Below are 15114 nucleotides of genomic sequence, written 5' to 3'. Positions count from 1 at the left end.
ATCATCTCACAGTACAGGGTGTTTTTCTATCTTCTATCTTCTATCCTTCATATATCCGAACTTTTTTTCCTTTTTTGCCTTATACATCTTTTCATCCGCCCTGCGTATAAGCTCCTCCGCAGTCACAGGAACCTCCTTCATGGTTTCTATTCCATAAGAAATAGAAAGAGGAACCCCTTTCACAGCCTGTCTTACCGCCATTTTTTTAATTTTCCTTTGTATACGGTCTGCAATTGCACGCGCCTGGACTTCATCGGCGCCACTCATGCAAAGAAGAAACTCATCTCCTCCATATCTTGCCGCCCAAACATCCTCAGGATTAATATTTGGGGAAATGGCTTCGCCGGCCGCCTTGATCGCCATATCTCCTGTCTCATGCCCATAAAGATCATTTATTGATTTAAAGTTATCAAGATCCATAAAGCATACGGACAAAGGTACATGCTTCAACAAGGCATAAATAATATCAACAGGAAGGCGCTCATCCACAAAACGCCTGTTATAAAGGGAAGTGAGAGGATCTTTCACAGCCGCATCATTAAGTTCCTTTACAAAGCTGGAAAATAGTTCTCCCTCATTATAATCACCGTTTCCGACAAACATTGTATCGGTAGCGTTTTTAAACAGCTCCAGCACAGCAGGACTGGCGGCGTTTTCAATGGGAACAGCTGTCACAAGAAGAACCTCCTCCCCGCTCCTTTCCATCTTTATAAAGCTTTTGTTTTCGTGATGGGCTCTTACAGAAATACAGTTGTCACAAATTCTGCTGTTCTTCCAATAATGATAGCATACATCCGGCGTCTCAGCCAAAGAAGACTGCCGGTAGTCCAGAACCCTTTTGTGAAGCGGGTCCACCAGGCGTACCACATCATACATTTTATAAAAAAAAGTCTATTTTGTCCTTTATCTCTTCCAGCGAAATATAATCCATTCTAACCCCGTAACACTTATAAATCCCCAATATATTTTATAAGTGGCAATATTGTTTCTTTATTTGTAAAGTCGACGCTTTTTCCATAGCTTGCAAGCATCTCTTCATCTTCCTCGGTCAAAGAGTCCTGATCCTTTTTTTTGCCGCCATCTTGTAGACAAGATTCATCATTGTCCGATGCATAGGGCTTAGTTTTGAATAATCCATGCCGCCCCTTAAATGGAATACTTTAATCTTTTCCTGCATTTCCTCAGTAAGTACCTTATTCAGGCCCTTTTTTATATTTTCCGTATTAACTGAGTCGGCAGGATCAGCCAGCCCACAGGTAAAAAGCACCAGATTCTTCTGGGAGAACTTGGAGAAGTTCTTTGTCAATAACTTAATTCCGCTGACACCCCCGGCATACAGGCCGCCGCCAAAAATAATGGTATCATATGGTTCCAGATCACTTGCTTTTATGTCTTTTCCTTCAAATAGATCACAGGATAATTCCTTTGCGATCCATTCCGCATATTTTCTGGTCGCTCCATATTTTGATTGATATACTACAGCAATTCTCTTCATAACAGGCTCCCCCTATATTATTTATCTATGTAAGACCTATGTGTTACCAATTGTTTTATACCATCAATCAAAAAAAATAACAGCGTCCATATTACAAATTGTTCCGCTTAATGAAAAAAAACCCCAGGCTGCTCCTGAAGGTTTTTATTATGACCTATCCGAGAATCGAACTCGGGTTTCCGCCGTGAGAGGGCGGCGTCTTGACCGCTTGACCAATAGGCCATTTACAAATATTACTGATACAGAATCGAGGCGACAAGATTCGAACTTGCGACCTCTGCGTCCCGAACGCAGCGCTCTACCAAACTGAGCCACGCCTCGATTACGTTAGGTAGTATAATACAAATCCCAGCGTATGTCAACCTTATTTTCAAAATTTTTTTTATTTTTATTAAATACTGGAAAAATTACCAAAAAAATTCTGTTACTGCTTTGTCCTAAAAAACCCAGGGCCACAGGGGTTTTGTTCCCCTGTCAGCCCAAGTCAAACAAGGACAGCTGGTTGGATTCCGGAAGATCAAAAAGAAGTCCCAAGTCTCCCATCAGGTCACAGACGGTCTTGCTGACCTTTGTCCTGTTTCTGAAATCTTCCCTTGACAGGAAGGTACCATCCTTCACCGAATCCACGACAGCGTCAGCCGCCTTTTCACCCAGTCCGTCAATGCTGCTTAAGGACGGCATCAGCTTGCCGTCAATGATCTGGAAATGCCTTGCCTTTGCCCGGTAAATGTCTATGGGCATAAAGTCATATCCTCTTGCATACATCTCCTGTACAATCCTCATATCCCTTAAGGTGTCCTGCTCTTTTTTGGAAAGAGTGTCGATCCGCTTTTTATAGTCAGCCAGATAATGCTCCAGCTTATCCCGTCCCTGACACATCAGCTCATAGCTGAAGCCATTGGCCCTGATGCTGAAAAAGGCGGCATAATAAGCCAGAGGATAAAACACCTTGCAATAAGCAATACGCCATGCCATCATAACATAGGCAGCAGCATGGGCTTTGGGGAACATGTACTTGATCTTTTTACAGGACCATATATACCAGTCCGGAACTCCGTGAGCAGTCATCTCCTCTACCCACTCATCCTTCAGCCCTTTTCCTTTTCGTACGCTTTCCATAATAGTAAAGGAAAGGCCTTCTTCGATTCCCATTGATATTAAATAAATCATAATATCGTCACGGGTACAGATCGCCGTCTGAATGGTCGCCGTCCCTTCCTGGATCAGGGTCTGGGCATTTCCCAGCCACACATCCGTACCATGGGCAAGGCCGGCAATTCGCACCAGGTCGGAGAAATACTTGGGCTGGGTGTCAATAAGCATCTGCATGGCAAAGTCCGTACCAAATTCCGGAACGCCCAAAGCTCCAAGCTTACATCCTCCGATATCCTCCGGCATAATTCCTAAGGCCGAGGTATCCTGAAACAGGGACATGACTTCCTTGCTGTCTAAGGGTATATCCTTTACCGGGTCAAATCCGATCAGATCCTGAAGCATACGAATCATGGTTGGATCGTCGTGCCCAAGAATATCAAGCTTTAACAAGTTGTGGTCAATGGAATGGTAATCAAAATGGGTGGTTACTGTCATGGTGGTCATATCGTTTGCAGGCCGCTGAACCGGGGTAAAGGAGTAGATCTCCTCCCCATGGGGAAGCACGATGATCCCTCCAGGATGCTGTCCGGTGGTCCTTCTGACACCCACACAGCCCTGTACGATCCTGCTGATCTCACAATTGCGTTTTCTGACTCCATGCTCTTCATAATAATTTTTCACATAGCCGAAAGCCGTTTTATCTGCCAGGGTACCTATGTACCTGCCCGGAAGGTCTGGCCCTTGCCGAAGATGACCTCCGTATAGTCATGGGCCTTACTCTGGTATTCACCGGAGAAGTTTAAGTCAATATCCGGCTCCTTATCTCCTTTAAAGCCCAGGAAGGTCTCAAAGGGGATATCAAATCCGTCCTTTGACAGGGGAAGTCCGCATACCGGGCAAACCTTATCCGGCATATCACAGCCTGCCATACCGGAAAACTTTTTTACTTCATCTGAATCAAAATCATAATAGTGGCAGGAGGCGCAATAATAATGAGGACTCAAGGAGTTTACCTCCGTAATACCGGATAAATAGGCCACAAGGGAAGATCCGACAGAACCTCTTGAACCTACCAGGTATCCATCCTCATTGGATTTCCAAACCAGCTTCTGGGCGATGATATACATGACCGCAAACCCGTTGGAGATAATGGAATGAAGCTCCCTTTCCAGCCGCTCCGTAACAATGGCCGGAAGGTTTTCTCCATAGATGGCATAGGCCCTGTCATAACAGATCTTTCTTAAATCCTCGTCGGAATTCTCAATGACAGGCGCGCACTTATCCGGGCGCACCGGAGAAATCTTTTCACACATGTCGGCAATTTTTCTTGTATTTTTTATTACTACCTCTTCTGCCTTATTGGGACCCAGGTATTCAAATTCCTTTAGCATTTCCTCTGTGGTCCGCAAATACAAGGGGGCCTGTTCGTCGGAATCCTTAAAGCCCTGGCCGGTCATAATGATCCTTCGGTAAACCTCATCCTCCGGGTCCAGAAAATGAACATCACAGGTGGCGCAGACCGGTTTTCCGAACTGTTCTCCAAGGGTTACGATCTTTTTGTTGATGTCGATTAAATCCTGTTGTGATTTTACCGTACTTTTCTCATCCCTGAGCATAAATGCATTATTTCCCAGGGGCTGTATTTCCAGATAGTCATAAAAACTGACCAGCTTTGCCACCTCTGCATCGGAAACGCCGCGAAGAAGGGCCTGATACAATTCCCCTGCCTCACAGGCGGAGCCTACGATCAGTCCTTCCCTGTACTTGTTCAGCACGCTTTTGGGGATTCTGGGCCTTCTTGCATAAAAGTCAATGTGGGAGTAAGAAATCAAACGATAGAGATTTACTCTTCCCACATCATTGGCAGCCAGTATGATCACATGATAAGTAGGAAGCTTTTTAATCATATCTGCCGTCATGGTGCTTAGCCCATTAAGCTCATCCAGGGTTTCCACCCCTCGCTCCCGGATCATTTTCACAAATGCCACAAATATTTCAGCCGTGCATCCTGCATCGTCTACCGCTCTGTGATGGTTCGCCAGGGAAATATTAAGCGCCTTTGCAACCGTATCCAGCTTATAGCGGTTAAGCTTGGGAAGGAGTAGCCTTGCAAGCGCCACCGTGTCAATGACTGTAGGATCAAAGGCCAGGTCAAGCCTTGCCGCATTATAGCGATAAAGCCCACGTCAAAGGCTGCATTATGAGCAACCAGAACGGAATCCCCGCAAAATTCCAGGAACTGAGGCAGTATTTCATTGATCTTTGGATAAGGAAGGACCATATTGTCATTGATGCCCGTAAGCTGCTCGATCTCAAAAGGAATGGGCACATCAGGGTTTACAAAGGTACTGAACTTATCGGTAATGACTCCGTTTATTACCTTTACCGCTCCGATTTCAATGATCCGGTTCCTGGAAGAACTAAAGCCTGTTGTCTCAATATCAAAAACAACATAGGAATCCGACAAGCCCTGGTTTCTGGAATTTTCTACCAGCTGCTTTAAATCATCTACCAGATACCCTTCCACGCCATAGATCAGCTTAAAGGTATCTCCCTTTTCCAGCGCATGATTTGCATCCGGGAAGGACTGGACGCATCCGTGGTCTGTTATGGCAATGGCAGGCATTCCCCACCGCTTTGCCCGTTTCACGATATCCTTTACCTCTGATACGCCATCCATATCGCTCATTTTCGTATGGCAGTGAAGCTCCACCCGTTTTTCAAGGCTGTTATCTACCCTCTTCCCGGTAAAATCCTCGGATTTCTTGATTCCAACCACTGACCCAAGTGTCAGTTCCCCGTCAAATTTGTCAATGGTAGTAACACCCTTAATGCGTATAAAGCTCCCCTGCACCACTGCTGCTTTTAAATCCTCAAGCTGCTCTTCCCTGGCAAACATCTTCACCGTGATCGTATCGGTAAAATCCGTCACATCAAAGATCATAATAGTCTTCTGGCTTCTCAGTTCTCTGCTGTCCACAGTTAAAATCTTGCCTCTGATGACCACTTCGCCGATTTCGCCGTCGATTTTTTCTATCTCAATGGTTTCCCCGTCAAAGTCTCGTCCATATAATACATCCGGATTATCCGAACGGCGTCCGTAGGAGGAGCCCTTTTTATAATCCTTCCACTCCTTTTTCCCGGTATCCCCATCGCCTGTCTTTGGGGCCTCCTTCTTCCCTCCCATGCGCAGCGAGGGCGCAGGAGTCTGGGAAGCCTGGTCAGATGGGGAAAAAGCCGCATATTCAGCCGTCAGGACATCCAGGGAAACGCCATCTGCCATGGAAGGACCGGCAGTTCCCTCACCGTTTCCGGCACCATACTCATTCCGGTCTTCACTATTCCTTATGGCAAAGGAGGTACGGCTCACGATTTCCTCCACCTCACGCTGCATTTGAAGCTCTTTTTGCTTTGCCAGCTCATTTTCTTTTGGAGCCACATATTCATACTGGACCTCTACCGGCATGCCGCACCGTTCATGGAAAATCTTTTCCAGAACTCTTTTTAAATCCCCGGCCTTTTCATGGGTAACAATAGTATCCTCTACCGTCATTTTAAGAAGATCCGGTTCAGGGAACTGGAATTCGGCTTTGCGAAACATGTTGTATTCAATAATGCTGTAATTTTTAAGCTCCACTAAAAGACTTTGCCGGTATGCCTTTAACAGCTTTTCCGGCGTGTACTGGCCCGATAAGCGGAACCGCTCTATCATCTTTATGGTAATCCGCTTGGAGGGAAACAGCTGGTCTTTGATCCCTTTTTCCAGACCGTAAATATTTTGTTTATGTATAAGCCTTGGACTCATCAGATAAATACGAATAGAGCTTCTATCCCTGCCTAAAGTGACTTTCTCCACTTCTACCAGATTTAAAAGCTCCCGTAATTCCTCTGTAATATTTAAACTTGGAAAAACTTCCAAAAATTTTTTTGACATTTTATCACCTATTGCATTTTCATAAGCTCTTCCTTCAGGGCATGAAGCAGCTCATCTTCCGGAACCTTGCGGATAATCTCTCCTTTTTTTCATTAAGAGGCCTTCTCCGATTCCTCCCGCAATACCCAAATCCGCTTCCCTGGCTTCTCCCGGTCCATTTACCACGCAGCCCATCACAGCTACCTTAATATCAAGATGGTCGAATTCTGAAACCATTTTCTCCACCTGGTTTGCCAGAGAGATCAAATCGATCCTGGTCCTTCCGCAGGTTGGGCAGGATACTACCTCCACGCCGCCTTTTCTTAAGCCCAATGTCTTTAAAATCAGCTTTGCGGTCTTCACTTCCTCCACCGGATCACCTGTTAAGGAAACGCGGATGGTATTCCCGATTCCTTCATGGAGAATGATTCCAAGGCCTACAGAGGATTTCACTGTACCAGAAGCTAACGTGCCTGCTTCTGTTATTCCCACATGAAGGGGATAATCCGACTGTATATCAATCAATTCATGGGCTTTGACGCACATGAGCACGTTGGAAGATTTAATGCTGATGACAAGATTTTCATATCCCAGTTCTTCGATCATGCGGACCTTATCAAGAGCACTTTCCACAATACCTTCTGCAGTCACCCCGCCATATTTTTCAATCAGATTCTTTTCAAGGGAACCGCTGTTTACGCCTACCCGGATTGGAATATCAAATTCCCTGGCTTTTTCCACCACTGCCCGGACACGTTCTGCTGATCCGATATTCCCCGGATTAATCCGGATCTTATCTGCTCCGGATTCTATGGCAGCAATGGCCAGCCGGTAATCAAAATGAATATCAGCCACCAGGGGAATTGCAATCTGTTTTTTTATCTGCTTTAAGGCTGCTGCTGCCTCCATATCCGGCACCGCGACCCGGATGATGTCACAGCCAGCCTCTGTCAGAGCTTTGATCTGACTCACGGTTGATTCCACGTCCTGTGTTTTCGTATTACACATGGACTGGATCAGTACAGGATTTCCGCCGCCGATTACCCGGTCTCCAATACGGATTATTCTTGTTTTCTCTCTGCTCATACGTTCCTCCATTCTGTGCATGCCTTTTTCCCATGCTGCCGATTCCAGCACGCCCAAAACCGGAAGCAACCCGCTTTACGGGTTTCATCCGGTTATTATGGCAGCCGCCAGGTAAACATATAAGTATGTTCCTTTGGCCCGTTACCTAAGCAAGCCCACACACACTTATGCTTTCCGCATTTGAAGCAGGGGGGCTTACTTGATTCGGTTAAATATGGTTTGCTCATGTAAACCTGCTGATATCATTAAACACTACAAATATCATGAGGGCCATAAGAGCCGCCATGCTGATCAGATTTACCAGGCCCTCTTTCTCCGGATCCATGCGCTTTCCTCTGATGGCTTCAATGATCAGGAATAAAAGCCTCCCTCCGTCAAGGGCTGGGATGGGAAGAAGATTCATAACGCCCAGGTTTGCACTCAGCAGAATACACATGCTGATCACATTCATAAGTGCCGCTGCAACGCTGACCGTAAGTCCGGCCTTAACCGAATCATCGATCATGACCACAATGCCCACAGGACCGCTTAAATCATTGACGCTTGCCTTTCCGGTAAAGAGCATGCCAAGGCTTTTTACTGTCAGCTTTACATCGTATTCCATTTCCATGTATCCATATTTTACAAGCTGGCCAAAAGAGGCGACCTTCTTATTCTCAGGTGCAATGATAATGCCGATTAAATATTTTCCGCTATCCTCTGAATACTGGGGAGTGACAGAAGCAGAGTGAGTGCTTACATTGCCTGTAGAGGGATCCAGTCTGGAAAATTCCACAACATTCATCTTTTCCTCAGGCTTTAAAAGCTTATAAAGAATGTAATCCCGATACATGGATACATTTTCCCCATTGATCCTAAGAAGCTTATCTCCCGGACGGATTCCCGCCTCATAAGCAGGTGAACTTTCGGTTACTTCCTTTATATAGGTAGTATCATATCCGTTCATTCCTACAAGAATCACTGCCAGGAAAAAGGCTAAAATAAAATTAAATATGGGACCTGCCGCAATCACTGACATCCTGGCCGGAATTGATTTGTTCTGGAATGCCCGTTCATCGGGGTTTTCCTCATCTTCCCCAAGCATCATACAGGAACCGCCCAGGGGCAGTGCCTTAATGGAATAAATGGTCTCACCTTTTTTTTAAAACGGACCAGCCTTGGCCCCATGCCGATTGAAAACTCAACCACCGCGATCCCGTTTACTTTTGCGAATAAAAAATGCCCTAATTCATGAATTAAAACGATCAGTCCAAAAACCAGAATCGCTACGATAACGCTGGACAATTTACCACCTGCTTTCTATATATTCATAAGCTGCAGCCTCTGCTTCAAGAATTTCCTCTATTGTGGGATTCTCTTTTACAGTATGCCCGTTCATAGCTCCCTCTATCATATCAGTTATTGCCGGATATGTAATTTCTCTATTTAAAAATTTGGCAACTGCCCGTTCATTGGCAGCATTGAAAACCGTTGGAAGTGTTCCGCCTTTCTTTCCGGCAATATATGCCAATTTTAAACCGGGAAAATTTACCATATCCGGTTTTTCAAACGTTATTTGACCAATATTCCAGAAATCCAGACGGTCACCGGGAAGAAATCTCCTCTCCGGATAGAAAAGTGCATACTGAATCGGGAGCTTCATATCCGGAGTTCCAAGCTGTGCCATAACCGCTCCATCCTCAAACTCCACCATGGAATGAATCACGCTTTTAGGCTGGATTACCACCTGTACCTGATCCATCTCCACGCCAAAAAGCCACTTTGCTTCCATCACTTCAAGGCCTTTATTGACCATGGTAGAGGAATCAATGGTAATCTTCCTGCCCATAGACCAGTTCGGATGTTTTAAAGCATCCTCCACCTGCACAGACTCCATCTCCTTTCTGGTTTTTCCACGGAAAGGACCGCCGGACGCCGTCAGAAGGATCTTATGGACTGCTTTTTTATCTTCCCCGTTCAAGCACTGAAAAATAGCGCTGTGCTCGCTGTCCACAGGAAGAATCTTCACACCCCGTTCTTTTGCCAATGGCATAATGATGTGCCCGGCAGTTACAAGGGTTTCCTTGTTGGCAAGAGCAATGTCCTTTCCAGCCTCAATGGCTGCAATGGTAGGACGGATTCCTATCATCCCCACAATGGCAGTGACCACAATTTCTGCAGAGCATGAACTGGCAACTTCAATAAGTCCCTCCATTCCGGAAACAATACGGACCGGCAGATCCTTTACCGATGCCGCCAGCTCCCTGGCCTTATCTTCTCTCCACACGCATGCCATCTTTGGATGAAATTTTCTGATCTGTTCTTCTAACAGGCAGATATTGCTGCCTGCCGCCAGAGCAGTCACTTCTATATCCTTTTGATTTTCAGCCACCTCCAGAGTTTGTTTTCCGATGGATCCCGTTGAACCCAGAATTGCTATTTTCCTCATCTTATGCCGCTTACTCCTTTTCTTTTCCAATTTACCGCCATTCTTTCCGGGAAAAAAAGGCTTTCCTTGTAAGGTGTTTCCAAAATCCAGGCCAAATGATCCTTTAACGTAAAAATGTCACCGCAAAATAAATGGCAGGCGCCGTAAAAAGCATACTGTCAAAGCGGTCCAGAATTCCCCCATGGCCCGGAATTAATTTTCCATAATCCTTTACCTGGTGATTGCGTTTTATTGCAGATGCAGCCAGATCCCCAATCTGGGAGATTACCGCCCCAATGGCACAGGCCAGTCCGCAGGCTGCCTGAGGATTGCGTATCTCCGTCATGGACCCTCCAAAAACAGATGCATAAAGAACTCCTAAAAGTGCTGCACCGGCCACTCCGCCGATTGCCCCTTCTATGGACTTCTTAGGGCTAAGTACAGGTGCCAGCCTGTGATTCCCAATAAGCATTCCCACGCAATAAGCACAGGTATCGCATCCCCATGAGCTTAAAAATACCAGCCACACCAGATATTTCCCGTCTGCCATGGTACGGACCTGATAAAGATAGGACAGCATGACTGCAACATAAAAAAACTCCAAAAAAAGGCCACAGTCACCTCTTCCATCTGATACTTTGGAAAGGCAAATACATAAATACTCATAAGGATCATCAAAAATGCAATGGACATGAGCATCATAAACTGCTCTCCACGAAACCACAGCAGCCCATAATAGGACAAGACCGTTAGATACCCCATAAATCCCAGTGGGTTTTTCTGTATTTTCATCACACGATACAACTCAAACAAACCAATCATGGAAATGAAAACGGTTGTGGCAAAAAGCAAGACTCCCCCACTTCCAACTGTAAAAAGAGCAATTATAACGAGAATGACTCCGCTTATCAGTCTGGTTGTAAACATGGTGTTTCCTCCCTCCGAATCACTTCACTCCCCCAAATCTTCGTTCCCTACTATTGTACGCTGCAATTGCCTTTTTCATTTCTTCCATATTAAAATCAGGCCAAAAGCAATCCGTCACATAGAGTTCCGTATAAGCCAGCTGCCACAGCAGGTAGTTGGATAGCCGCAGCTCTCCGCTGGTGCGTATGAGAAGGTCCGGATCCGGAATTCCCTCTGTGTCCAGATAAGAAGAAAAAACTTCTTCTGTCATATTCTCCGGCAAAAGCTTACCTTCCGCCGAATCCTTCATGATCTTCCTGACAGCCCGGACAATTTCATCGCGGCCGCCGTAATTAACCGCAATGACAAAGGTCAGGCCTGTATTGCCTTTCGTCTCTTCCACCAGTTTACCGATTCCCTCTACAATATCCTGGTCAAACCGTTTCCTGTCACCGATCATCTTTACACGCACATTATTGGCTTTGGCGACTTTTAAAAGCCTGACCATATAATAGCGGAACAGCTGCATTAAGGCTCCCACTTCATCTGAAGTGCGTTTCCAGTTTTCCGTTGAAAAACCGTAAACCGTCAGATACTTAATTCCAAGCCTTGCTGCATCCTCCACCGTTCTTTCTACAGTCACGCATCCTTCCTTGTGGCCCACGCTTCTTGGAAGCCCCCGTTTTTTTGCCCATCTGCCATTGCCATCCAATATAATTGCCACATGCTCCGGAATCACCATGTTCTCATTCATTTTGTCCATATAATGCCGCTCCTTTTAAAACAGAATAAAGAGTCTGCAGAGCAGACTCTTGCGCCGGAGCGCAGTTGCTTTAGCAACCATACTTCCTTAGCGCGGAGTGCGCATCCCAGAGGAGCGCGGTTTTATATATCAGGGAATTCCAAAGGAATATTCTGATATATAAAACAGGACAGGCAAAATGCCTGCCCCTGTTCAAAATATTTATACAGTAAGAAGATCCTTTGACTTTTCTTCAATCATTTTGTCTACCTGGGCGATCATCTTGTCTGTCAGCTTCTGAATCTTGTCTTCAGCCTCTGCCTGTTCATCTTCTGAAATTTCCTCTGCCTTTAACTGCTTTTTAAATAAGTCATTGGCATCCCGGCGGATGTTACGGATAGCAATCTTTGCTGCCTCTCCCTTTTTCTTTACATCCTTTACCAGATCTTTTCTGCGTTCCTCAGTGAGCTCCGGAAATACAAGGCGGATCACATTGCCGTCATTGGTCGGGTTGATTCCAAGATCAGAGGTGAGAATTGCTTTTTCAATTGCCTTTAACAGACTCTTCTCCCATGGCTGGATCACAATCATCCGGGCTTCCGGGATGGAAATGTTGCCGACCTGCTGGAGAGGGGTTGGCGTTCCATAATAATCCACTTTGATTTTATCCAGTACATGCGGGTTGGCACGTCCTGCGCGGATTGTCATGTATTCATTCTCCAGCGCTTTTAATGTCTTGTTCATCTTGTCTTCGTAAACCTGTAAACTTTCCTGCATATCGTCCTCCTGGTTTATGCGGTCACTATGGTACCGTTTATTTTTCCTTGCATTGCATTGGCAATGCTATCTTTTTCATTTAAGCTGAATACAGTAAGGGGCATCTTATTTTCCATACACATGATGGAAGCTGTTAAATCAATGACACCAAGCTGCTTTTCGATGACTTCCTGAATGGAGATCTTATCATATTTAACAGCATTGGGATTTGTCTTCGGATCGCTGTCATATACACCATCAATGGCCTTTGCCAGTAAAATACAATCCGCCTCCATTTCAATGGCACGAAGCGCAATGCCTGTATCGGTTGAAAAATAAGGATGACCTGTTCCTCCGGCAAAAAATACGACTTTACCTTCTGCAAAATACATGTTAGCCCTGTCTTTAGAAAAAAGCTCAGTCATGGAACCACATTCAAACGGGGTCAGTATCTGAGTGCCCATCCCGGCATTACGGAAAATCTCGGAAACATAAATGCAGTTCATTATTGTAGCAAGCATGCCGATCTGATCCGCCTTTGGACGGTCAATGGCATCGCTGGTTCTGCCTCTCCAGAAGTTACCTCCGCCAATGACAATGCCTACTTCGACACCTGCCTCCACGGATATTTTAACCTGCCGTGCAACCTCTTTAACAGTAGCTTCGTCAAAGCCCGTCTTATTCGCACCAGCAAGAGCTTCGCCACTGAGTTTTAATAATACACGTCTTGGATTCATAGCCTTAACTCTCCTGTACTTTTGTATTGTCTTAGGAGATTATAGCATACTTTCGGATGGTTGGAAAGAGGAAGTTTGCAGGCAGGGAGCAAAGACCGGATAAAAGCAAAACACCCGGGAATTATTTTCCGGGTGTTTTTTTTAATTCAGACAACCTTTCCTACTCCATGGTAGCATACTGGAAGAACCAGTAGCCATATGGAGAATACCATGTGCCTTTTAACTTGGGATCCTGTAACCATGGCTGGCTGTAGTAAGCAACCGGAGCGATAGCGGAATCCTCTAAAATCATGTTCTCTGCTTCGTGCAGCAATGCATAGTGCTTTGAAACATCAGGAGTGGAGTTTGCTTCATCAAGCTTTTTATCAACTTCAGGGTTGTTGTACTTACCATCATTATTACCGCTGGTGGATTTCAATAAGTTCAGCATATTGGATGGATCGTCATAGTCATATAACCAGCCGTTACGTGCGATCTGGAAATCTCCTGCACGGCGGGTAGGTGTAAAGGTAGACCATTCAACGATCTTAATATCCATATTAACTCCCAGTGCTTCCTTCCAGCAACTCTGTAAATACTCAGCTAATGGTTTATGGAACAGCTGGTCATTGGTCATGTATTCAATGGTCGGGAATCCCTGGCCATCCGGATAGCCTGCTTTTGCAAGAAGTTCTTTTGCCTTGGCAATATCAGCGTCATGATCGGCAACATTAAAGAAATCGCCGCCATTATTCTTACGGGTCACTTCTTCAAAGGAAGAACCATTTTCTTCATCAGAGATGCCAGGGCCAACAAAGTTCGTTGCCGGAGCGTAAATTCCCTGCATAACAGTATTGGCAACATAGTCACGGTCAATTGCAAGGCTCAGTGCCTTACGTACATCCGGGTTATTAAAGGGCTCCTTCTGTGTCTGGAAGCTGATATAATACGTACCCATGGTGGATCCGATCTGGAAATCCTCGGTTTCTCTAAGGCTTGGGATCTCTTCCGTAGGAAGGGTCTTGATCATGGAAACTTCTCCAGCCTGATATGCGCTGTAGGTCGCATTTCCATCTTCCATCAGAACAAATTTCAGGGTATTTAAAGTAACTTTCTCTGCATTCCAGTAGTTTTCATTTTTAGCAAAGGTAATGTGGGAGCCTGGTACCCATTCAGCCATCTTTAAAGGCCCATTGCTCACATAGGTTTCCGGCTTTAAGGTCCACTGGTCACCACTTGCTTCAATCGCAGCCTTCTGTACCGGAACCATGGATGCATGGGTAATTAGCTTTGAAAAATATACACAGGGAACTGATAACTCAACCACAAAGGTTTTATCATCAGGAGCGGTAAGAGCAAGGGCATCCAGATTGCCTGCCGCTGCTTCTTCATATCCCTTTACATAGCCTAACATATCTCCTGCATATGGAGCAGCCGTATTGGGATCAGCAAGTCTCTTCCAGGAAAATACAAAATCCTCGGCTGTCAGCGGTGTGCCATCACTCCACTTTAAGCCGTCACGAAGATGGAAGGTATAGGTAAGGCCATCCTCAGATACATCATAGGATTCAGCCTGACCGCCCACAATCTTGTTCTCCGAATCAACGATCATCAGAGGCTCAAATGCATGAACAATTATATTTGCACCATCTACGGCGCTGTTCAATGCCGGATCAATTGTTTCGGGATTTGGTCCAACCTGTACTGCAAGATCAAGTGCTGTGGATGTTCCATTTGCGGGAGCTGTGGTTTCGCCGCCGGCTGCCGCAGTTGTGTTTGTGTCAGAACCTGCTTTTGTGCCAGCAGTATTATTTCCGCCGCAAGCGGAAAGAATCATACCGGAGGCCATAACAGCAGCCAACACAAGTGACATTTTTTTCATAGATCGTCCTCCTAATAAAAATCATATTCTATCAACGCAATAACGCTTTAATCAGCTACTGCGGCGACTTACTTTTTAGCATAACATAAAAGCAGGAAAATAGCAATGGAAAAATG

At 45.4% G+C, this 15114-nt stretch carries 9 protein-coding genes, 2 tRNA genes and 3 pseudogenes; all 14 read right to left on the bottom strand.

What is annotated here, in order from left to right; all coding sequences use genetic code 11:
* Positions 1–33: 33 nt before the first annotated feature.
* A complete protein-coding gene (locus JCM10519_RS00200) occupies positions 34–855 on the bottom strand; it encodes a GGDEF domain-containing protein (protein ID WP_347842637.1) in 822 nt (273 codons plus the stop codon).
* Positions 856–1048: 193 nt separating this feature from the next.
* Positions 1049–1495 carry a flavodoxin domain-containing protein gene (locus JCM10519_RS00195; protein ID WP_347842636.1) on the bottom strand — a complete coding sequence of 149 codons (447 nt, stop codon included), beginning with the start codon at positions 1493–1495 and terminating at the stop codon, positions 1049–1051.
* Positions 1496–1645: 150 nt separating this feature from the next.
* A tRNA-Glu gene (locus JCM10519_RS00190) sits at positions 1646–1717 on the bottom strand.
* Positions 1718–1742: 25 nt separating this feature from the next.
* Positions 1743–1816: transfer RNA gene (locus JCM10519_RS00185), tRNA-Pro, on the bottom strand.
* A 153-nt stretch (positions 1817–1969) separates the two neighbouring features.
* Positions 1970–6524 (bottom strand): annotated as a pseudogene (locus JCM10519_RS00180) (PolC-type DNA polymerase III).
* 8 nt (positions 6525–6532) lie between these two features.
* Positions 6533–7589 (bottom strand): annotated as a pseudogene (gene ispG / locus JCM10519_RS00175) (flavodoxin-dependent (E)-4-hydroxy-3-methylbut-2-enyl-diphosphate synthase).
* Positions 7590–7812: 223 nt separating this feature from the next.
* Positions 7813–8676: an RIP metalloprotease RseP gene (gene rseP, locus JCM10519_RS00170; protein ID WP_347842635.1), complete on the bottom strand. Its 864-nt coding sequence runs from the start codon at positions 8674–8676 to the stop codon at positions 7813–7815.
* Entirely contained in the window at positions 8673–8873 is a 201-nt protein-coding gene (locus JCM10519_RS24570) for a site-2 protease family protein (protein WP_347842634.1), read from the bottom strand. The genes rseP and JCM10519_RS24570 overlap by 4 nt, the downstream gene beginning before the upstream one ends.
* A 1-nt stretch (position 8874) precedes the next feature.
* Complete coding sequence (locus tag JCM10519_RS00165; protein ID WP_054737609.1) at positions 8875–10017, bottom strand: 1-deoxy-D-xylulose-5-phosphate reductoisomerase; 1143 nt, start codon at positions 10015–10017, stop codon at positions 8875–8877.
* Between the two features lie 103 nt (positions 10018–10120).
* Positions 10121–10923 (bottom strand): annotated as a pseudogene (locus JCM10519_RS00160) (phosphatidate cytidylyltransferase).
* A 19-nt stretch (positions 10924–10942) separates the two neighbouring features.
* Complete coding sequence (locus tag JCM10519_RS00155; RefSeq protein ID WP_054737606.1) at positions 10943–11665, bottom strand: isoprenyl transferase; 723 nt, start codon at positions 11663–11665, stop codon at positions 10943–10945.
* A 201-nt stretch (positions 11666–11866) separates the two neighbouring features.
* Complete coding sequence (frr, locus tag JCM10519_RS00150) at positions 11867–12421, bottom strand: ribosome recycling factor (RefSeq protein ID WP_054737605.1); 555 nt, start codon at positions 12419–12421, stop codon at positions 11867–11869.
* A 14-nt stretch (positions 12422–12435) separates the two neighbouring features.
* On the bottom strand, positions 12436–13137 hold the full coding sequence (gene pyrH, locus JCM10519_RS00145) for a UMP kinase (RefSeq protein ID WP_054737603.1): 702 nt from the start codon (positions 13135–13137) through the stop codon (positions 12436–12438).
* Positions 13138–13297: 160 nt separating this feature from the next.
* Entirely contained in the window at positions 13298–14998 is a 1701-nt protein-coding gene (locus JCM10519_RS00140; protein WP_054737601.1) for an ABC transporter substrate-binding protein, read from the bottom strand.
* Positions 14999–15114: the final 116 nt, after the last annotated feature.

It is taken from the genome of Clostridium sp. NkU-1 (assembly GCA_001312405.1).
Note: the sequence above shows the minus strand (reverse complement) of the source record. Positions and strands in the feature narration are given on the sequence as shown.

What these genes read in the sequence shown, in the direction of transcription:
- JCM10519_RS00195 (WP_347842636.1), bottom strand. Translation starts at nt 1,495, where the DNA reads ATGAAGAGAATTGCTGTAGTATATCAATCAAAATATGGAGCGACCAGA.
- rseP (WP_347842635.1), bottom strand. Translation starts at nt 8,676, where the DNA reads ATGATGCTTGGGGAAGATGAGGAAAACCCCGATGAACGGGCATTCCAG.
- JCM10519_RS00165 (WP_054737609.1), bottom strand. Translation starts at nt 10,017, where the DNA reads ATGAGGAAAATAGCAATTCTGGGTTCAACGGGATCCATCGGAAAACAA.
- JCM10519_RS00155 (WP_054737606.1), bottom strand. Translation starts at nt 11,665, where the DNA reads ATGGACAAAATGAATGAGAACATGGTGATTCCGGAGCATGTGGCAATT.
- frr (WP_054737605.1), bottom strand. Translation starts at nt 12,421, where the DNA reads ATGCAGGAAAGTTTACAGGTTTACGAAGACAAGATGAACAAGACATTA.
- pyrH (WP_054737603.1), bottom strand. Translation starts at nt 13,137, where the DNA reads ATGAATCCAAGACGTGTATTATTAAAACTCAGTGGCGAAGCTCTTGCT.
- JCM10519_RS00140 (WP_054737601.1), bottom strand. Translation starts at nt 14,998, where the DNA reads ATGAAAAAAATGTCACTTGTGTTGGCTGCTGTTATGGCCTCCGGTATG.